Source organism: Pseudomonas monteilii NBRC 103158 = DSM 14164, assembly GCF_000730605.1.
Lineage (GTDB): Bacteria > Pseudomonadota > Gammaproteobacteria > Pseudomonadales > Pseudomonadaceae > Aquipseudomonas > Aquipseudomonas monteilii.
Genome location: NZ_BBIS01000032.1, coordinates 1 through 18,919, shown reverse-complemented (window position 1 = coordinate 18,919; position 18,919 = coordinate 1). Strand labels below are relative to the sequence as shown.

The following is an 18,919-nucleotide window of genomic DNA, read 5'->3' as shown; positions in this document are numbered from 1 at the left end:
GCCCTGGAAGGCCTGGGCGTTTACCCGCACAACCACCGCTTGCCACCGGAGCATGGCTTTTTCAACGACGACGGTACATGGCCGCCGCGCACCTACGTCAATTACCGTCCCGGCAAGTACAACCCACGTATTACTGGCGATCTGTTCCAAGCCATGGCCGAGCGAATGCGCCAACGCTGCTACGACGATGCCGACTTTCTGATCACCAGCGATGCGCAAGTGACCAAGGCACGCTGGCGTGGCTACCTGGTAACCTCGCTCAACCTGCTGGCGCCCCTGGCCCTGGTCGTGCCCGAGCTCATACCCCTACTGGCTATCGGCGGTGTAGCACAGTTTGGCCTGGGGCTTGATCAGGCGATCAATGGCAAAGGCGTTGAAGACAAGGACGCTGGCGTGAGCGACATCGTTTTCGGCCTGCTCAATGCCACGCCCTTGGCCACCCTGCCAGAAACCCGCCCGCGAATGCTTTTCCCAGGTAAAAGTTCGCGCTTCGTCATGCCCACGCGATTGAATGATCAATGGGGCTACCCACTGAGCCCCAACAGCCCACCCCGGTTACCTGAAGCGTCAATAGCAGACTACTTTTCACCTCCCGAACCCTCCGTGCCGACCACGCGAATCATCAGAGGCTCGTTGAATCGCGCAACGGGCACCCATCCGCTGTTGGCGATTAACGAAGGAAAAGAAGTCAAAGTACTGTATGACATTGAACACGATGCGTTCATCCTGGAGTCGGATGCCAACGAGGTGTTGCCAACCTATTATCAAGTCACTGACAACCGTCACGGCTTAACTGCAATTGACCTGACCCGCCGCCCAGTGACAAACCAGATGCGCATGGACACGTTGCGCGGATTGGGTGTAGACATAGAACTGCCCATCATTATTCCCACGGTCAACAGCGCCGAAGTACGGCCAATCCCCAAGCAAATCCTCAGCATCTGGGTCGGCGACAAAAGCATCCCCGATGAACTGCTGGACACCGTTGCCACAAACGCAAAACGCCTGGAACACACCCGTTTCTCTTACCGGCTGTACCTGTCGAAGTCTAATCCGAAAGTATTCAAGAGCAACTACGCAAGGCTGACCGGAAAAGCCCCTCGGCTGCATGTGCTCCCACTGGAAGAGCAGCCCTTCTTTGATAACTTCAGAGCCACTGAGCACTTTCAACAATATGAACAGGCGCTTGATGCACCGGGTGCAAACTTCGCGTCGGCGTGCGACATACTCCGCTACCCACTCCTTCGATCAGAGGGTGGCGTCTATATGGACATCGACGACACCTTGCGCACCTTGGGTGACAATCCACAGGCCTATGCAGTGATCGACTCAACCCCCTTGGCCACTACCCCTGACGGCCTTGTACTGGGTGGTCCGGTGAACAATGAACTGCTGGGCATGCATTGCGCGTACAACACCAACATCATCGGCAGCCATGCGGGCAACCCGACCCTGAGCCTGATTTCTGAAGCGATGCACCGGCGCTTTCTCGACAACCTGACGTTCTACGACACCCGGCCTCTACGCGGCAGTGCCGAGTTCGAGGCGTATGCCCAGGAGTTGAGCAACATGACCGGACCTGGCGTGTTCAATGATGTGGTTGACCAGCAACTGCCCAGGCTGCGTATTCTGCGACAGATCAGCAACCTGGAATCAACGCCTCTTAACGATCCTGGCTTCGTCACAGGAGACTTGACCTTTCCCCTTTTCAACGCGAGACACCGCGATCAGGCGCTGAGTTACGTCGTGGAGATCGGCAACTACCACTCGTGGAGCAAAGCCTGACACCTGCTGGGCGACTTGCGTCGCCCGCTTGACTGAGCCATAAGGCCAGCACTATCTACCGCCCCCCCGCCGATCAACCGGTCGATGCTGTGGTTTTCCCACCCCACGGAGACCGACATGCCCACCACGCACATCAATGCTGCTGGCGTGCAGTTCGTACGCAACCACCTCGCCACCCTTCCCCGACCCGACCGCGAGGCCAAGCGGGCAATTGCTGCCTGGCTTGCCACCCAAGGGGTACACCAGGACCCAGACCTGATCGATGTCGTCACGCTGCATGTTCACCCTGATGGCATCGCCAGTTACCAGGCCAAAGTCGTACAGCGCGTCAGCCTCACCCAAGCGGTGCTGATGAACTGGCAAGGCGAATCCAGCAACGACTTCTTCGGCGGGCTGTTCAGGCAACCCTGGGCCGGCACGTTGCCGGGCGATGGCCCGATCACGCTGGTCGACCACTTTCCGCCACAGCCCATTTACGACAACGGCGCCTGGTACGAGGTGTTCAATGGCCTGTTCCAGCGCACCACACCCGCCCGTTACGATCACTCGACGCTGCTCGACGTCCGCGCCGAAACCTTGCAACGCCATATAGAGGCAATGGACTTCCACCTAGGTTACAAGGCATCACTCGACACTTACTGGCATCAACACCTTTCAGACTACCGACTGTGCTGCAAACTCAACTTCATCGCTGCCTGCAACAAACAGGTCGCAGAAGGCAGCTTGAGCGACGCCGCACGCAAGCTGGCCTGGCGTGCGGCCGAACTGATTCCTCAGGGCAAGGGGCTACGCCTTAGCACGCTGAGCATCTACGGCTATGCCTCCACCGACTTGCTTTACATCAACGACGCCGACAGTGGCCTGACCCTGCTCTACGCCCCCGGCAACAGTTCACCGCTACTGGAGTTCGCCAGCGAAGAGCTGTTGAAAGACTGGGTTGGCCAACAGTGCAAAGGCGCCGCCACGCGCCAGGCACTCAAGCAACACTTCCGCCTGGCCGACGGCCCACAGGGCATCGACTTCAGCGGCCTGGACACAGCCCTGGAAGGCCTGGGCGTTTACCCGCACAACCACCGCTTGCCACCGGAGCATGGCTTTTTCAACGACGACGGTACATGGCCGCCGCGCACCTACGTCAATTACCGTCTCGGCAAGTACAACCCACGGATTACCGGCGATCTGTTCCAGGCCATGGCCGAGCGTCAGCGCCAACGCTGTTATGACGATGCCGATTTCCTCATTACCAGCAATGCGCAAATAACAAAATCCAGATGGGCCAGCTACCTGAACAGCACCCTCACGCTTGTGGCACCGCTAACATTCGTGGTGCCGGGCCTGGCCCCACTGCTTGCGCTGGGCGGTATAGCCCAGCTTGCGCTTGGCCTTGACCAGGCCATCAACGGGAAAACCTTGCGCGAAAAACAGCAAGGGCTGGGCGATATCGCTTATGGGCTTTTGAATGCAACTCCCTTGGCCGCTGAGGCCATGATCAAAAGCACTGCACTGTTTCGCTACCAGGAAGACGGCTTCGTTCTCCCGCGCAAAATCAATGATCAATGGGGATACCCCCTGAGTCCCGTAAGCCCGCCCCATTTGCCGGAGGTGGAAGTAACGCCCTATTTTCACCGCCCGGCGCGCATAGCGCCCCTGGCGGACGCTAATGCCGTCGTGGCCAACTCGGTAAAGCGCTTTCCTCGGTACAACGGCAATCTGGACCAACTGATCGGCTACTACGAAGAAGTGCCCGACTATGCAGAAGTGCTCGACCTGGTCTACGACATGGAAGCCGATCTGTTCATCACCCAGGAAGGTGCCAATGAGGTAGAACCGGTTTACTACGAAGCCGAGCCCGGAACCGGTAACTTGCGTATCGTCAACCCCGAAGGGCGCCACGTAACAGACCAGATGCGCATGTCATCCCTGCGAGCGCTGGGTATCGATGTGCAGCTTCCCGTACATTTACCAGCGTCCGTCCCGCCAGGTGCTCACCCGATCCCCAAGCTGATTTCATCGCTTTGGGTCGGCAATAAAACGCTCAGCGACGAGCTGCTTGGCACACTGGCTGCCAACGCACTAAAACTACGCGACAGTGCGTATCGATATCGGCTTTTCCTGTCAAAAGCAAACCCCGAGGCCTTTGCGCAAAACCTGCGCACGCTAGAGGCAAGAGTGCCCGGTATGCAGGTATTAATACTGGAAGACCAGCCTTTCTTCACCGCTTTCGAACAAAGCCAGTACTTTGCCCAGTATCAAGCAGCAATCGATGGCAATGGCGGTGTTGCCACCAACTTCTCCTCAGCATCGGATGTATTGCGCTACCCGATGCTGCATGCTGAAGGCGGGATATACATGGATGTTGATGACCAACTGCTGGGTGCGGCTGCCAGTGCCGCTCATAACACTGCGGCTATCGATACCGTAGAATTGGTCGCCACCAATGACGGGCTGCTGTTACACCCACCCATGCAAAACGAGAAGCTGGGAATGAACACGCAGTTCAACACCAGCATGATCGGCAGCCACGCCGGCAACCCGACACTGCTGGCCGTTTCCGAAGAGATGCATGCCCGCTATCTGGCCAATGCGGATTTCTACCAGGTACGTCCCACGCTGGCAGATGACCCCGCTGGCTTCTATCGCTACGCCAACCGGCTAAGCGAGCTGACCGGCCCGGGAATGTTCAATGCCGTGGTAGACCGGGTGCTGCCAGACCTCTATTGCCTGCGGCAGCTTCACAACCTGTACATGATACCGCGCATCAACAGCTTCCTGTACGTTGACCTGGACGCTCTCCAGGCACTTCAGCTACAGCGCCTGCCACTGTCCCGCGTGGCCAACGTGGGCGGCACGCATTCCTGGGCCACTACCTGAAGCAGCACCTGAAAGAAAGGCGACATCATGGTCGCCTTTGTGCTTTCACCCGCTGCGGTGCAGTTTGCTCATCAGCTCCGCCTCGGCCTGGGTCAGGCCACAGCTCTCGGTCAACTCCGCCACGCTTGCCCCCATGCCCACCAGCTTGGCGGCCTGAGAGAAGGTGACGTTGTTGGGGTCACGCTGTTCCAGCTGCTGAATCTTGTCGGGCAGTGGCGCCACCGCCAAGCTCAGCTCGTGCAGCGTCTCGCCCATGCGCACGGTACCGTTCTGGTAGTCGTCCAGGCGTTTGGCCAGGTCCTTGATGCGCTGGTCACGCAGCGCATCGCCTTCGGCCTGCTGCGCAGCCAGCTCGCGCTGGCGCTTGCTGTAGTTGAGGAAAAACCACAGGCTCAGCGCCCACGCCAGCGCCAGGAAGATGACAGCAACCTGTAGGATCAACTCAGATATTCTCCAGCTCGGACCACTCTTCCTCGGTCATCATCTTGTCCAGCTCGACCAGAATCAGCAATTCGCCATTCTTGTTGCAGACGCCCTGAATGAACTTGGCCGACTCTTCATTACCCACGTTTGGCGCGGTCTCGATTTCGGATTGGCGCAAGTACACCACCTCGGCCACGCTGTCGACCAGAATACCGACCACTTGCTTGTCGGCCTCGATGATGACGATGCGGGTATTGTCAGTGACTTCGGTCGGCATCAGGCCGAAACGCTGGCGGGTGTCGATCACCGTCACCACGTTGCCGCGCAGGTTGATGATACCCAGCACGTAGCTTGGCGCACCCGGTACCGGGGCGATCTCGGTGTAGCGCAACACTTCCTGTACCTGCATCACGTTGATGCCGTAGGACTCGTTGTCCAGACGGAAGGTAACCCACTGCAGGATCGGATCTTCGGAACCTTGTGCAGACGACTTTTTCATTCCCCTAGCCCTCAAAATCCGCCATTGGCGGTGTGTTCGGTGTCATTTTTGTTTAGCGTGCATCTGCTTGACAGCACCGCTGGCGATCAGCTCGGCCAACGCGGCGACGTCGAGCAGTGCACACATGTGTTCGATTACGGTGCCGGCCAGCCACGGCCGCTGGCCGCGCTGGCTGCGCCATTTGATTTCGGACGGGTCCAAACGCAACGAGCGGCTAACCTGGTGCACGGCCAACCCCCATTCGTAGCCCTGCACGGAAATCACGTAATTCAGGCCTTGGCGAAAATCATCGCGATAACGGTCGGGCATCACCCAACGCGCAGTGTCCAGCACCTTCAGGTTACCCGCCTGGCAGGTCAGGATGCCGAGAAACCAGTCGGGCTGGCCGAACAGCGGCGTCAACTCCTGGCCGGCCAGGTTGTAGATCGAGCCCAGGCACACCAACGGCACCGCCAGGGTCAGGCCCGCCACGTCGAACAGCAGGCATTCGAACGGCTCGGCGGCCCACACCGGACGGCCGTCGACGCTGGCTGGCGGCACCGGCAGGTCCGGTGCCGGCAAGTGCACATCCACCAGCGGAACCGCCAGCTCCACGGTCTGCTCTTCAACCAGTACCGGAATACTGGCCTCGGCGACTACCGCTTGTTCGACCACCGTCACCACAGGCGCTTCCACCGGCATGACGGCAGGCAGCACCGCCAGCTTTGGCTCGGCAAAAGGCCGCGGCGGGAAGCTTGCGGCAGTTTCGGCCGGCGCCGGCACGGTCGGTTGCCGGGCATCACGCGCCTGTTCCTCACGCACCGCTTCGGCGAAATCGTCCGTTACAACCGGCGGCTCGAACAGGCCTTCGGCCTCGGTAGCCTCCTGCAGCAGGCCATCGAGGTACGACTGCAGGGCCAACTGCGGGCGGGTGCCGGTTTTCTGTATCTGGGTCATCAGGCCACCTGCGCCGCAGTCTTGTAGGTCAACAGGTGTTTGAGCAGCGCCCGGTAGGCAACCAGCCCACGGCTCTTGCTGTCGAACTGCGAGGGCGTGACACCCTTGCGGCTGGCGTCACGCAGGCGCGTATCCACCGGGATGTAGCCTTGCCACACCTGCTGGCCGTAACTGTCACGCAACTGCTTGAGCGTGCCCAGCGAGGCCTGGGTACGGCGGTCGAACAGGGTTGGCACGATCTGATACGGCAGCGCCTGCTTGCGCGAGCGGTTGACCATGGCCAAGGTGCCGACCATGCGCTCCAGGCCCTTGACCGCGAGGAACTCGGTTTGCACCGGGATCACCAGTTGCTGGCTGGCGGCCAGGGCATTGACCATCAGCACGCCGAGCAAGGGTGGGCTGTCGATCAGGGCAAAGTCGAAATCCTGCCATAGCTGCGCCAGACTCTTGGCGATTACCAGACCCAGGCCGTTCTGCCCCGGCGACTGGCGCTCCAGCACGGCCAGCGCGGTGCTCGACGGCAACAGCGAGATGCGCTCGTCACTGGTGGGCAGCAGCAGTTGCCCAGGCAAGCCCTCGGGTACCGCGCCCTTGTGCAGGAACAGGTCGTAGCAGCTGTGCTCCAGGGCATCGGGGTTGTGCCCGAAATAGCTGGTCATCGAACCGTGCGGGTCGAGGTCGACGACGACCACACGCTTGCCGGCCTCTGCCAGCAGGCCGGCCAGAGCGATGGTCGTGGTGGTCTTGCCGACGCCACCTTTTTGATTGGCTACTGCCCAGACTCTCATCGTGCGTTGCTTCCTCCCGGTATGGCCGCCTGCCCTGCCGGGAACGGTGTGAAATTCAGTGACGGAGAATTGACGAGTTACTGCCCCGCCACCGTTGCTGGCGTTGCAGGTGCACTTTGTGTGCCAGCGCGCCGTAATGCAGCATCCGGCGTGGCATTGGCACTGCCCGAGCCAGTCAGGCTACGGCGCACTTCAAGGTTGCGCGATATCACCAGCACCACACGGCGGTTGCGCGCGCGGCCGTCGGCGGTGTCGTTGCTGGCCACCGGCTGGTACTCGCCATAGCCCACCGACGCCATGCGCGCCGGATTCACCCCTTCCATCGCCAGCAGGCGTACGATGCTCGCCGCCCGCGCCGACGACAGCTCCCAGTTGGTCGGGTACTGCGCGGTGCGGATTGGCAGGTTGTCGGTAAAGCCCTCAACGTGTACCGGGTTGGCGAACGGTTTGAGAATATTGGCCACCTTCTCGATGATGGCGAACGCCTTATCACTGGGCATGGCATCGCCGCTGCCGAACAGCAGCGACGAGTTCAGCTCGATCTCGATCCACAGTTCGTTGCCGCGCACGGTCATCTGATTGCTGTTGATCAGGTCGCCAAAGGCATCCCGCACATCATCGCTGATGGTTTTCAGCGGGTCGACGTTGGTTGCCGCCAGGCCCGCCTCGGTCTGCTCGCTGTCCTTCACCAGCGGCTCTGCCGGGCGCACGCTCAACGGCTGCTCATCGCCGATGGGGATCGGCTTCATGCTGCGCTCAGGGTCATTGAAGACCCCGAGCAAAGCCTGGGAAATGACCTTGTACTTGCCCTCGTTGATCGAGGAAATCGAGTACATCACCACGAAAAAGGCGAACAGCAAGGTGATGAAGTCGGCATACGACACCAGCCAGCGTTCGTGGTTTTCGTGTTCCTCGGTATGACGGCGACGACGCATGGGTTACTCCATGAAGCCTTGCAGCTTCAGCTCGATCGAGCGCGGGTTCTCACCCTCGGCAATCGATAGCAGGCCTTCGAGCAGCATTTCGCGGTAGCGTGACTGGCGCATGACAATGGCCTTGAGCTTGTTGGCGACCGGCAACAGGATCAGGTTGGCACTGGCCACGCCGTAGATCGTGGCGACAAAGGCCACGGCAATACCATTGCCCAACTGAGACGGGTCGGCCAGGTTGCCCATGACGTGGATCAGGCCCATTACCGCACCAATGATGCCGATGGTCGGCGCATAGCCACCCATGCTTTCGAACACCTTGGCGGCCTGGATATCACGGCTTTCCTGGGTCAAAAAGTCGACTTCAAGGATGCTGCGGATGGCTTCCGGCTCGGCGCCGTCCACCAGCAGTTGCAGGCCCTTGCGCGCATACGGGTCGGGCTCGCTGTCGGCCACCCCTTCCAGGCCCAGCAGGCCTTCTTTGCGTGCGGTCAGGCTCCAGTTCACCACGCGGTCGATGCCACCCGCCAGGTCGACCCGTGGCGGGAACAGGATCCAGCGCAAAATCTGCAAGGCACGCTTGAACGACGACAGCGGCGACTGCAGCAACGCCGCCGCCAGGGTACCGCCCAGCACAATCAGCCCCGCCGGGCCATTGATCAGGGCACCGACATGGCCGCCTTCGAGGAAGTTGCCACCGACGATGGCGACAAAGGCGAGGATCAGGCCGATCAGGCTGAGGACGTCCATCAGACGCAGGCCTCCACCAGGTGTTTACCGATTTCGTCCAGGCTGTAAACCGCGTCGGCCAGGTTGGCCTTGACGATGGCCATGGGCATGCCATAGATCACGCAGCTGGCTTCATCCTGGGCCCACACCGTGCTGCCGCCCTGCTTGAGCAGGCGTGCACCTTCACGGCCATCGGCGCCCATGCCGGTGAGCACCACCGACAGCACTTTGTCGCCATACGACTTGGCCGCCGAACCGAAGGTGATGTCCACGCATGGCTTGTAGTTCAGGCGCTCGTCACCAGGCAGGATCTTCACCGTGCCACGGCCATCGATCATCATCTGCTTGCCACCCGGGGCCAGCAGGGCCAGGCCCGGGCGCAGCATGTCGCCGTCCTCGGCCTCCTTGACGCTGATGCGGCACAGTTTGTCGAGGCGCTCGGCAAAGGCCTTGGTGAACGCCGCCGGCATGTGCTGGATCAGCACGATCGGCGCCGGGAAATTGGCCGGCAACTGGGTCAGCACCCGCTGCAGGGCCACCGGGCCACCCGTGGAGGTGCCGATGGCGACCAGTTTGTATGGCTTGCGCTTGGGGGCAGGCGAATGCGATGCCGCCGGGCTAGGGGCCGGGGCCGCCGCTCGGGCAGGCGCCGCAGCGCGGGCTGGCGTCGAGCTGGCAAAGCTGCTTGTCGGCACAGGGCTGCTGGCTGGCGTAGGCACAGCGACCGGCGCGGTGCGGGCATAGCTGCCCAGGCGACGGTTGCTGCGCGAGATGGTGTGCACCTTCTCGCACAGCATCTGCTTGACCTTTTCGGGGTTACGCGAGATGTCTTCGAAGTTTTTCGGCAGGTAATCCACCGCCCCGGCATCCAGGGCATCGAGGGTGACGCGGGCGCCTTCGTGGGTCAGCGAGGAGAACATCAACACTGGCGTCGGGCAGCGCTGCATGATGTGCCGCACTGCGGTAATGCCATCCATCATGGGCATTTCGTAGTCCATGGTGATGACATCGGGCTTGAGCGCCAGCGCCTGGTCGATTGCTTCCTTGCCGTTGGTCGCGGTACCCACTACCTGGATCGTCGGATCCGCCGAGAGGATTTCCGAGACGCGGCGGCGGAAGAAACCGGAATCATCCACCACCAGGACCTTGACTGCCATAAACACTCCATTAGGCGGCGCAGCCCGCCAGGGTGCGCCACCGAAATCAAATACGCCGCGCGGCGTAACGCTTGAGCATGCTCGGGACGTCGAGAATCAACGCAATGCGCCCGTCACCGGTGATGGTGGCCCCGGACATGCCCGGAGTGCCCTGCAGCATCTTGCCCAGCGGCTTGATGACCACTTCTTCCTGGCCAACCAGTTGATCGACGACAAACCCGATGCGCTGGGTACCGACCGACAGGATCACCACATGGCCCTCGTGCTGCTCTTCGTGCACCTGGCCCTGGACCAGCCAGCGCTTGAGGTAGAACAGCGGCAGCGCCTTGTCACGCACGATCACCACTTCCTGGCCGTCGACCACATTGGTGCGCGACAGGTCGAGGTGGAAGATCTCGTTGACGTTGACCAGCGGGAAGGCGAACGCCTGGTTGCCCAGCATCACCATCAGGGTGGGCATGATCGCCAGGGTCAGTGGTACCTTGATGACGATCTTCGAGCCCTGGCCCTTGGCCGAGTAGATGTTGATCGAACCGTTGAGCTGGGAGATCTTGGTCTTCACCACGTCCATGCCCACGCCACGCCCGGACACGTCGGAAATCTCGGTCTTGGTCGAGAACCCTGGCGCGAAGATCAGGTTGTAGCAGTCCGACTCGCTCAAGCGCTCGGCGGCGTCCTTGTCCATCAGGCCCTTTTCCACGGCCTTGGCACGCAGGATGTTCGGGTCCATGCCCTTGCCGTCGTCAGAAATCGACAGCAGGATGTGGTCGCCTTCCTGCTCGGCAGACAGCACCACGCGGCCCGTACGCGCCTTGCCAGACGCTTCACGCTCATCAGGCATCTCGACACCATGGTCGACAGCGTTGCGCACCAGGTGCACCAACGGGTCGGCCAGCGCCTCGACCAGGTTCTTGTCCAGGTCGGTCTCTTCGCCGACCAGCTCCAGGTTGATCTCTTTTTTCAGCTGGCGGGCCAGGTCGCGCACCAGCCGAGGGAAGCGGCCGAACACTTTCTTGATCGGCTGCATGCGGGTTTTCATCACCGCTGTCTGCAGGTCGGCAGTGACCACATCGAGGTTGGACACGGCCTTGGACATGGCCTCGTCGCCGCTGTTCAGGCCCAGGCGCACCAGGCGGTTACGCACCAGCACCAGTTCGCCCACCATGTTCATGATCTCGTCCAGGCGTGCAGTGTCCACGCGCACGGTGGTTTCCGCTTCGCTGACAGCATGCTTGTCGGCGGCCGGGGCCGGCGCACGGGGTGCCGCTGCTGGCTTGCTGGCCGGCGCTGCAGCGGCAGGCTTGGCAACCGGCTGACTGTCGGCCTTGGCTGCAGCAGGCGCTTCGACTGCGGCAACGTCACCGCCGAACTTGCCCTTGCCATGCAGCTGGTCCAGCAACGCCTCGAACTCATGTTCGCTGATTTCGTCGCTGGTCGCTGCGGGATTGCCCTCCACGGCGGGCGCCTTGGCGGCTGGCAATGCATCAGCCTGGAAGGTGCCCTTGCCATGCAACTGGTCGAGCAGCGATTCAAACTCGGCATCGGTGATTTCATCACTGAGCGGTTCGGCAGACGCGGCTACCGGCGCGGCTGCCACCTCGGTGCTGAACTGGCCTTTGCCGTGCAACTGATCAAGCAGCGACTCGAACTCGGCATCGGTGATTTCGTCACCCTCGCCGCTGATGGCCTCGCCCTGCATCTGCTCGTCGGCCGCCGCTTGCGCCTTAACCGCATCGAGCGAGTCGAGCAACTGTTCAAACTCGCTGTCGGTGATGTCCTGGTCCTCGACCGGGGCTGCGGCGGGCGCCTCGGCAACCGGCTCGGGCACAGCAGCAGACGGCGCAGCCACTTCGGCGCCACCGGGCTCGGCCAGGCGTGACAACGCCGCCAGCAGCTCGGGGGTGGCCGGGGTCACTTCGGCGCGCTCGCGCACCTGGCCAAACATGCTGTTGACCGTATCCAGTGCCTCGAGCACCACGTCCATCAGTTCCGCATCGACCCGGCGCTCACCCTTGCGCAGGACGTCGAACACGTTCTCGGCAATATGGCAGCACTCCACCAGCTCATTCAGCTGAAGGAAGCCGGCGCCCCCTTTAACAGTGTGGAAACCGCGAAAGATCGCATTGAGCAGGTCGGCATCGTCGGGCCGGCTTTCCAGCTCGACCAGTTGCTCGGACAGTTGCTCAAGAATTTCGCCGGCTTCTACCAGGAAATCCTGGAGGATTTCTTCATCGGCGCCGAAGCTCATCAAACGTGCTCCTTAAAAACCCAGGCTGGACAGCAGATCATCGACATCGTCCTGACCGGACACGACGTCTTCACGCTTATCGGCATGAATCTGCGGACCTTCACCCCGAGTCGGATGTTTTTCTGCATCTTTTTCTGCGCGCAGTTGATCGTGGTCATGTTTTATGCCGGCAAACCGGTCGACCTGGCTGGCCATCAGCACCAGCTTGAGCAAGTTGCTTTCGACTTCGGTCACCAATGTGGTGACGCGTTTGATCACCTGACCGGTCAGGTCCTGATAGTCCTGAGCCAGCAGAATGTCATTGAGGTGGCCGGCGACCTTGCGGTTACCTTCGGCGCTGTGCGTCAGGAAACTGTCGACGCGCTTGACCAGATCACGGAATTCCGGCGCAGCCACTTCGCGGCGCATGAAGCGCTGCCAGTCGGTGCTCAGGGCCTTGGCCTCGCTGGCCAGGTCATTGAGCACCGGGGTGCTTTCCTCGACCAGGTCCATGGTGCGGTTGGCCGCGCCCTCGGTCAGCTTGACCACGTACGACAGGCGCTCGGTGGCGTCAGTAATCTGCGACACCTCCTCGGCTTGCGGCATGGTCGGGTCGATCTGGAAGCTGACGATGGCGCTGTGCAGCTCGCGGGTCAGTTTGCCGACTTCCTGGTACAGGCCACGGTCGCGGGTCTGGTTCAGCTCGTGAATCAGCTGCACCGCCTCGCCGAAGCGGCCGCGCTCCAGGCTTTCGACCAACTCCTGGGCGTGTTTCTTCAGGGTCGATTCGAACTCGCCCAAAGAGGTTTGTGATGAATCCATGGCGCGCCCCCTGACGTGACTCAGCCGTTGACGCGTTCGAAGATCTTCTCGATCTTTTCTTTGAGCACCTGGGCGGTGAACGGCTTGACCACGTAACCATTGACGCCGGCCTGGGCCGCTTCGATGATCTGGTCGCGCTTGGCTTCAGCGGTCACCATCAGTACCGGCATGCTTTTCAGCTTGTCGCTGGCACGGACTTTACGCAGCAGGTCGATGCCGGACATGCCCGGCATGTTCCAGTCGGTCACCAGGAAGTCGTAGTGGCCGTTTTCCAGCATCGGCAGCGCCGTGGTGCCATCGTCGGCTTCTTCAGTGTTGGTGAAGCCCAGGTCACGCAACAGGTTCTTGATGATCCGCCGCATCGTCGAAAAGTCGTCAACGATGAGGATTTTCATGTCTTTGTTCAAGTAGACCTCCAAGCAGTCTCAAACGCGCTCGGCCCCGAGCGCGCATTCAATCAATTCGGTGCAACATGGAAAACGCATGTGGAAAACGGCTGCAACGACAGCGGGCTCAACGTGCCCGCCATTCCCCCAGGCGGCTGCGCAGACGTGCGGCACACTGGCTGTGCAACTGGCTGACTCGCGATTCGCTGACACCCAGCACCTCACCGATTTCCTTGAGGTTCAGCTCTTCGTCGTAGTACAGCGCCAGCACCAGGCGCTCGCGCTCCGGCAGGTTGGCAATGGCTTCGGTCAGGGCAGCCTGGAAGCGCTCGTCCTCCAGGCCACGCGCAGGTTCGACGTGGCCACTGGCACCATCCTCGTGAAGCCCTTCGTGCTCGCCGTCCTGCAACAGGTCGTCAAAGCTGAACAGTCGGCTGCCCAGGGTGTCGTTCAAGATCCCGTAGTAATCATCGAGACTCAATTGGAGTTCGGCAGCAACTTCATGATCTTTAGCGTCCCGGCCCGTTCTGGCCTCTACGGCACGCATCGCGTCACTGACCATACGGGTATTGCGGTGCACCGAACGCGGTGCCCAGTCGCCTTTGCGAACCTCATCCAGCATGGCCCCGCGAATGCGGATGCCGGCGTAGGTTTCAAAGCTGGCACCCTTGCTGGCGTCATACTTGCTGGCCACTTCCAGCAGGCCGATCATGCCGGCCTGGATCAGATCCTCGACCTGCACATTGGCTGGCAACCGTGCCAGCAAGTGGTAGGCAATGCGCTTGACCAGCGGCGCATAACGCTCAATCAGCTCGCACTGGGCGTCTTTGGCCGCCCGGCTATACATCTTGAAGCCGCTGGCGTTCATAGCACAGGTCCCGCGCTGGTGGGCTGCACCAGGCGCTCGACGAAGAACTCCAGATGGCCGCGCGGGTTGGCCGGCAACGGCCAGCTGTCGACCTTCTGGGCAATCGCTTTGAAGGCCAGCGCGCACTTGGAGCGAGGGAAGGCTTCGTAGACGGCACGCTGCTTTTGCACCGCCTTGCGCACGCACTCGTCGTACGGCACGGCGCCTACGTACTGCAGGGCAACGTCAAGGAAGCGGTCGGTGACCTTGGTCAGCTTGGCGAACAGGTTGCGCCCTTCCTGCGGGCTCTGTGCCATGTTGGCCAGCACGCGGAAACGATTCATGCCGTAATCGCGATTCAGCAGTTTGATCAGGGCGTAAGCGTCGGTGATCGAGGTGGGTTCGTCGCACACCACCAGCAGCACTTCCTGGGCCGCGCGAACGAAGCTGACCACCGAGTCACCGATACCCGCAGCCGTGTCGATCACCAGCACGTCGAGGTTGTCGCCGATTTCGCTGAACGCCTGGATCAGGCCCGCATGCTGGGCCGGGGCCAGGTGCACCATGCTCTGGGTGCCCGAGGCCGCCGGCACGATGCGCACACCGCCAGGGCCTTGCAGCATCACGTCACGCAGCTCGCAGCGCCCTTCGATGACATCGGCCAAGGTACGTTTAGGGGTAAGGCCCAGCAACACGTCGACGTTGGCCAGGCCCAGGTCAGCGTCAAGCAGCATGACCCTGCGGCCAAGTTCGGCCAGCGCCAGGGACAAGTTCACTGAAACGTTAGTCTTGCCGACGCCACCTTTGCCACCGGTCACGGCGATCACCTGTACGGGATGCATGCTACCCATGTCTGTTCTTTACCTTGTCTCGCTGGGACTCAGGCCACACGTGGGGCAATTCTGCGTACCCCTTGGCATAGCTACTTTGCACACACTTCATGGTCAACCCGCTCGCCGTGGGTTGTGGTAGAGATCAGCGAACATGTCGGCCATGGCCTCTTCGCTGGGCTCGTCCTGCTGCTGCACGTTGACTGCGCGGGAGACCAGTTGGTGGCCACGCGGCAGGTGCAGGTCGTCAGGAATGCGCGGGCCATCGGTGAGGTAGGCCACAGGCAGTTCATGACTGATGGCAAGGCTCAACACGTCGCCAAGGCTTGCCGTTTCATCGAGCTTGGTCAGGATGCAGCCGGCCAGGCCACAGCGCTTGTAGCTGTGGTAGGCGGCGGTCAGCACCTGCTTCTGGCTGGTGGTGGCCAGCACCAGGTAGTTCTTCGCAGCAATGCCACGCCCGGCCAGGGTTTCCAGCTGCATGCGCAGCGCCGGGTCGCTGGCCTGCAGGCCGGCGGTATCGATCAGCACCACGCGCTTGCGCAGCAACGGCTCCAGTGCGGCTGCCAGCGACTGCCCCGGGTCGACGTAGGTCACCGGCACGTTGAGGATGCGGCCCAAGGTCTTGAGCTGCTCCTGGGCGCCGATGCGGAAGCTGTCCATGCTCACCAGCGCCAGGTTCTGCGCGCCGTACTTGAGCACGTAGCGGGCGGCAAGCTTGGCCAGGGTGGTGGTCTTGCCCATGCCGGCCGGGCCAACCATGGCGATCACCCCGCCCTCTTCGATCGGCTCGATTTCCGGGATTTCGATCATGCGCGCCAGGTGCGCCAGCAGCATGCGCCAGGCCTGGCGAGGCTCTTCGATCTCGGTGGTCAGGTCCAGCAGCTCACGGGCGATAGGCCCGGACAGGCCAATGCGCTGCAGGCGCCGCCACAGGTTGGCCTGCTGCGGCTTGCTGCCCTGCAACTGGGTCCAGGCCAGCGACCCGAGCTGCACTTCCAGCAACTCGCGCAGGCCTGACAGCTCGGAGCGCATGGCATCGAACAGGCGCGGGTCTACTGGCGCAGCGGCCGGGGCAGCAGTCGCCGCCTCGGGGGCATCAACGTGCGGCTCGATCAATGGCTCGGCGGCGGTCAGCGACTGCCCGGCGAACAATTGGCGGTTGTTGTCACTGCTGTCCTGGCGGTGGTCCAGCTCGGCCTGAGCCGTAGCGATGCGCGTGTGCGTCTTGCGCAGCTCTTCTTCCAGCTCAGCGTTGGGCACGCGTGGGGCCAGGGCGGACAGCTTGTAGTCCAGCGCGGCCGTCAGTTCGACACCACCGGCAATGCGGCGGTTGCCAATGATCGCGGCATCGGCGCCCAGCTCGTCACGGACCAGCTTCATGGCCTGACGCATATCGGCGGCGAAAAATCGCTTAACTTGCATTATCCACTACCTCAGCCATTAGGGCCCACGGTGGCAACGATGGTGACTTGCTTGTTGTCCGGTATTTCCTGATACGCCAGAACATGCAAATTCGGTACAGCCAGGCGACCGAAACGCGACAGCATGGCGCGGATCGGGCCGGCGACCAGAAGAATGGCCGGCTGGCCCTGCATTTCCTGGCGCTGGGCCGCTTCGATCAGCGAACGTTGCAGCTTCTCGGCCATGCTAGGCTCCAGAAGAACACCCTCTTCCTGACCCTGCCCGGCCCTTTGCAGACTATTGAGCAAAATCTGTTCCAACCTTGGCTCCAGGGTAATCACTGGCAGCTCCGACTCAACGCCGACAATGCTTTGCACGATGGCGCGACACAATCCGACGCGCACTGCCGCTACCAGCGCGGCGGTATCTTGACTCTTGCCAGCGTTGTTCGCGATGGCTTCGGCAATACTGCGAATATCGCGCACCGGCACCTGTTCCGACAACAGCGCTTGCAGCACCTTCAGCAGGCCCGACAAGGAAATGACACCCGGCACCAGCTCTTCTGCAAGTTTAGGCGATGCCTTGGACAGCACCTGCAGCAGTTGCTGAACCTCTTCGTGGCCAATCAGCTCGTGGCAGTGCTTCTGCAGGATCTGGTTGAGGTGGGTGGCCACCACGGTACTGGCGTCGACTACGGTATACCCCAGCGACTGCGCTTGCGAGCGCTGGCCGACGTCGATCCACACCGCTTCAAGGCCAAACGCCGGGTCGCGCGCTGCAATACCGTTGAGGGTGCCGAAGACCTGCCCCGGGTTGATTGCCAGCTCGCGGTCCGGGTAGATCTCCGCCTCGGCCAGGATCACCCCCATCAGGGTCAGGCGATAAGCGCTGGGTTGCAGGTCGAGGTTGTCACGAATGTGCACGGTGGGCATGAGGAAGCCCAGGTCCTGCGACAGCTTCTTGCGTACACCCTTGATCCGCGCCAGCAACTGGCCGCCCTGGTTGCGGTCGACCAGCGGAATCAGCCGGTAGCCGACTTCCAGGCCGATCATGTCGATCGGCGTGACGTCATCCCAGCCCAGCTCCTTGGTCTCCAGCGCACGCTGAGGCGAGGGCAGCAGATCCTGCTGACGCTGCACCTCTTGCTGCGCCTCCAGCTTGGTCTTTTGCTGCTTCTTCCATACCAGGTAGGCGCCACCACCGGCCAGCAGGCCGAGGCTGAGGAAGGCCACGTGCGGCATGCCCGGCACCAGGCCCATGACGATCATCAGCGCGCCGGACACCGCCAGGGCCTTGGGCGAGTCGAACATCTGCCGGTTGATCAACTTGCCCATGTCCTCGGAGCCCGAGGCACGGGTGACCATGATCGCGGCGGCGGTGGACAGCAGCAGTGATGGCAATTGCGCCACCAAACCGTCACCGATGGTCAACAGGGCGTACACTTTGCCGGCGTCACCGAAGCTCATGCCGTGCTGCAGCATGCCGATGAGCATGCCGCCGATCAGGTTGATGAACAGGATCAGCAGGCCGGCGATGGCGTCACCGCGAACGAACTTGCTGGCACCGTCCATCGAACCGTAGAACTCGGCCTCTTGCGCCACCTCGGCACGGCGGTGTTTGGCCTGGGCCTGGTCGATCAGGCCGGCATTGAGGTCGGCATCGATGGCCATCTGCTTGCCGGGCATGGCGTCGAGGGTGAAACGCGCACTCACTTCCGAGATACGCCCGGCACCCTTGGTCACCACCACGAAGTTGATGATCATGAGGATGGCGAACACCACGGCACCGACCACGTAGTTGCCGCCGATTACCACCTCACCGAAGGCCTGAATCACTTTACCGGCGGCGCCATGACCCTCCTGGCCGTGCAACATGACCACACGCGTGGAGGCCACGTTCAGGGCCAGGCGCAACAGCGTTGCCACCAGCAGGATGGTCGGGAATGCGGCGAAGTCGAGCGGGCGCAGGGCGTACACGCACACCAGCAGCACGACGATCGACAACGCGATGTTGAAGGTGAAGAACACGTCGAGCAGAAACGGCGGAATCGGCAACATCATCATTGCCAACATCACCAGCAGCAACAGCGGCACACCCAGGTTGCCCCGACCGAGCCCGGCCAGGTTGTTACGGGCGTTGCTGATTAACTGAGTGCGATCCACCGCGAGTCCTCTTGATGCAAAACTTTGACGCACAGGGGGCGCCTGGGCGTGGCTTTGCAAGAAGCTTTCCAACTTTGTATGCCTTGAGGGATTTAGCGCCTGTCAGACCGAGCGCCGCCCGCGC

16 protein-coding genes are annotated in these 18,919 nt (G+C 61.7%); 2 read left to right on the top strand and 14 right to left on the bottom strand.

Annotated features, from left to right (window positions below):
* Together PM2_RS17515 and PM2_RS17510 are read left to right on the top strand one after the other, a co-directional pair.
* Positions 1 to 1,785 (top strand): glycosyltransferase (locus tag PM2_RS17515; protein WP_042132211.1); only part of this gene is annotated, 1,785 nt, incomplete at its 5' end.
* Positions 1,786 to 1,902: 117 nt separating this feature from the next.
* On the top strand, positions 1,903 to 4,656 hold the full coding sequence (locus PM2_RS17510; protein ID WP_042132209.1) for a dermonecrotic toxin domain-containing protein: 2,754 nt from the start codon (positions 1,903 to 1,905) through the stop codon (positions 4,654 to 4,656).
* A 45-nt stretch (positions 4,657 to 4,701) separates the two neighbouring features.
* Here the strand turns inward: PM2_RS17510 and PM2_RS17505 are convergent, their stop codons facing one another.
* From PM2_RS17505 to flhA, 14 genes are all read right to left on the bottom strand, one after another.
* The gene (locus tag PM2_RS17505; RefSeq protein WP_016711766.1) at positions 4,702 to 5,097 is read right to left on the bottom strand and encodes a DUF2802 domain-containing protein; all 396 of its coding nucleotides are present in this window, start codon (positions 5,095 to 5,097) and stop codon (positions 4,702 to 4,704) included.
* 1 nt (position 5,098) lies between these two features.
* On the bottom strand, positions 5,099 to 5,578 hold the full coding sequence (locus PM2_RS17500) for a chemotaxis protein CheW (protein ID WP_003254393.1): 480 nt from the start codon (positions 5,576 to 5,578) through the stop codon (positions 5,099 to 5,101).
* A 42-nt stretch (positions 5,579 to 5,620) separates the two neighbouring features.
* Entirely contained in the window at positions 5,621 to 6,514 is an 894-nt protein-coding gene (locus tag PM2_RS17495; RefSeq protein WP_016711767.1) for a CheW domain-containing protein, read from the bottom strand.
* The gene (locus PM2_RS17490) at positions 6,514 to 7,302 is read right to left on the bottom strand and encodes a ParA family protein (protein WP_016711768.1); all 789 of its coding nucleotides are present in this window, start codon (positions 7,300 to 7,302) and stop codon (positions 6,514 to 6,516) included. The genes PM2_RS17495 and PM2_RS17490 overlap by 1 nt, the downstream gene beginning before the upstream one ends.
* Positions 7,303 to 7,379: 77 nt before the next feature.
* The gene (motD, locus tag PM2_RS17485) at positions 7,380 to 8,237 is read right to left on the bottom strand and encodes a flagellar motor protein MotD (protein ID WP_025753826.1); all 858 of its coding nucleotides are present in this window, start codon (positions 8,235 to 8,237) and stop codon (positions 7,380 to 7,382) included.
* A gap of 3 nt (positions 8,238 to 8,240) precedes the next feature.
* A complete protein-coding gene (locus tag PM2_RS17480; RefSeq protein ID WP_016711770.1) occupies positions 8,241 to 8,981 on the bottom strand; it encodes a flagellar motor protein in 741 nt (246 codons plus the stop codon).
* Positions 8,981 to 10,117, bottom strand: a complete 1,137-nt coding sequence (locus PM2_RS17475; protein ID WP_016711771.1) for a protein-glutamate methylesterase/protein-glutamine glutaminase — start codon at positions 10,115 to 10,117, stop codon at positions 8,981 to 8,983. The genes PM2_RS17480 and PM2_RS17475 overlap by 1 nt, the downstream gene beginning before the upstream one ends.
* A 46-nt stretch (positions 10,118 to 10,163) precedes the next feature.
* Positions 10,164 to 12,365 (bottom strand): chemotaxis protein CheA, encoded by a 2,202-nt coding sequence (locus PM2_RS17470; protein WP_028699355.1) that lies wholly within the window; start codon positions 12,363 to 12,365, stop codon positions 10,164 to 10,166.
* Positions 12,366 to 12,377: 12 nt separating this feature from the next.
* Complete coding sequence (locus tag PM2_RS17465) at positions 12,378 to 13,166, bottom strand: protein phosphatase CheZ (RefSeq protein WP_016711773.1); 789 nt, start codon at positions 13,164 to 13,166, stop codon at positions 12,378 to 12,380.
* Between the two features lie 20 nt (positions 13,167 to 13,186).
* Entirely contained in the window at positions 13,187 to 13,561 is a 375-nt protein-coding gene (locus PM2_RS17460; RefSeq protein ID WP_023663319.1) for a chemotaxis response regulator CheY, read from the bottom strand.
* 118 nt (positions 13,562 to 13,679) lie between these two features.
* Positions 13,680 to 14,420: an RNA polymerase sigma factor FliA gene (fliA, locus tag PM2_RS17455; RefSeq protein ID WP_016711774.1), complete on the bottom strand. Its 741-nt coding sequence runs from the start codon at positions 14,418 to 14,420 to the stop codon at positions 13,680 to 13,682.
* The gene (fleN, locus tag PM2_RS17450) at positions 14,417 to 15,250 is read right to left on the bottom strand and encodes a flagellar synthesis regulator FleN (protein WP_003254408.1); all 834 of its coding nucleotides are present in this window, start codon (positions 15,248 to 15,250) and stop codon (positions 14,417 to 14,419) included. Before fleN ends, fliA begins: the two co-directional genes overlap by 4 nt.
* Before the next feature lie 93 nt (positions 15,251 to 15,343).
* Entirely contained in the window at positions 15,344 to 16,654 is a 1,311-nt protein-coding gene (flhF, locus tag PM2_RS17445) for a flagellar biosynthesis GTPase FlhF (protein ID WP_016711775.1), read from the bottom strand.
* An 11-nt stretch (positions 16,655 to 16,665) separates the two neighbouring features.
* On the bottom strand, positions 16,666 to 18,795 hold the full coding sequence (gene flhA / locus PM2_RS17440; RefSeq protein WP_016711776.1) for a flagellar biosynthesis protein FlhA: 2,130 nt from the start codon (positions 18,793 to 18,795) through the stop codon (positions 16,666 to 16,668).
* Positions 18,796 to 18,919 lie beyond the last annotated feature (124 nt).

Coding starts and splice junctions, on each gene's coding strand:
- PM2_RS17510 (WP_042132209.1), top strand. CDS start 1,903: ATGCCCACCACGCACATCAATGCTGCTGGCGTGCAGTTCGTACGCAAC.
- PM2_RS17495 (WP_016711767.1), bottom strand. CDS start 6,514: ATGACCCAGATACAGAAAACCGGCACCCGCCCGCAGTTGGCCCTGCAG.
- PM2_RS17480 (WP_016711770.1), bottom strand. CDS start 8,981: ATGGACGTCCTCAGCCTGATCGGCCTGATCCTCGCCTTTGTCGCCATC.
- fliA (WP_016711774.1), bottom strand. CDS start 14,420: ATGAACGCCAGCGGCTTCAAGATGTATAGCCGGGCGGCCAAAGACGCC.
- PM2_RS17475 (WP_016711771.1), bottom strand. CDS start 10,117: ATGGCAGTCAAGGTCCTGGTGGTGGATGATTCCGGTTTCTTCCGCCGC.
- motD (WP_025753826.1), bottom strand. CDS start 8,237: ATGCGTCGTCGCCGTCATACCGAGGAACACGAAAACCACGAACGCTGG.
- PM2_RS17500 (WP_003254393.1), bottom strand. CDS start 5,578: ATGAAAAAGTCGTCTGCACAAGGTTCCGAAGATCCGATCCTGCAGTGG.
- PM2_RS17470 (WP_028699355.1), bottom strand. CDS start 12,365: ATGAGCTTCGGCGCCGATGAAGAAATCCTCCAGGATTTCCTGGTAGAA.
- flhF (WP_016711775.1), bottom strand. CDS start 16,654: ATGCAAGTTAAGCGATTTTTCGCCGCCGATATGCGTCAGGCCATGAAG.
- PM2_RS17465 (WP_016711773.1), bottom strand. CDS start 13,166: ATGGATTCATCACAAACCTCTTTGGGCGAGTTCGAATCGACCCTGAAG.
- PM2_RS17460 (WP_023663319.1), bottom strand. CDS start 13,561: ATGAAAATCCTCATCGTTGACGACTTTTCGACGATGCGGCGGATCATC.
- fleN (WP_003254408.1), bottom strand. CDS start 15,250: ATGGGTAGCATGCATCCCGTACAGGTGATCGCCGTGACCGGTGGCAAA.
- PM2_RS17490 (WP_016711768.1), bottom strand. CDS start 7,302: ATGAGAGTCTGGGCAGTAGCCAATCAAAAAGGTGGCGTCGGCAAGACC.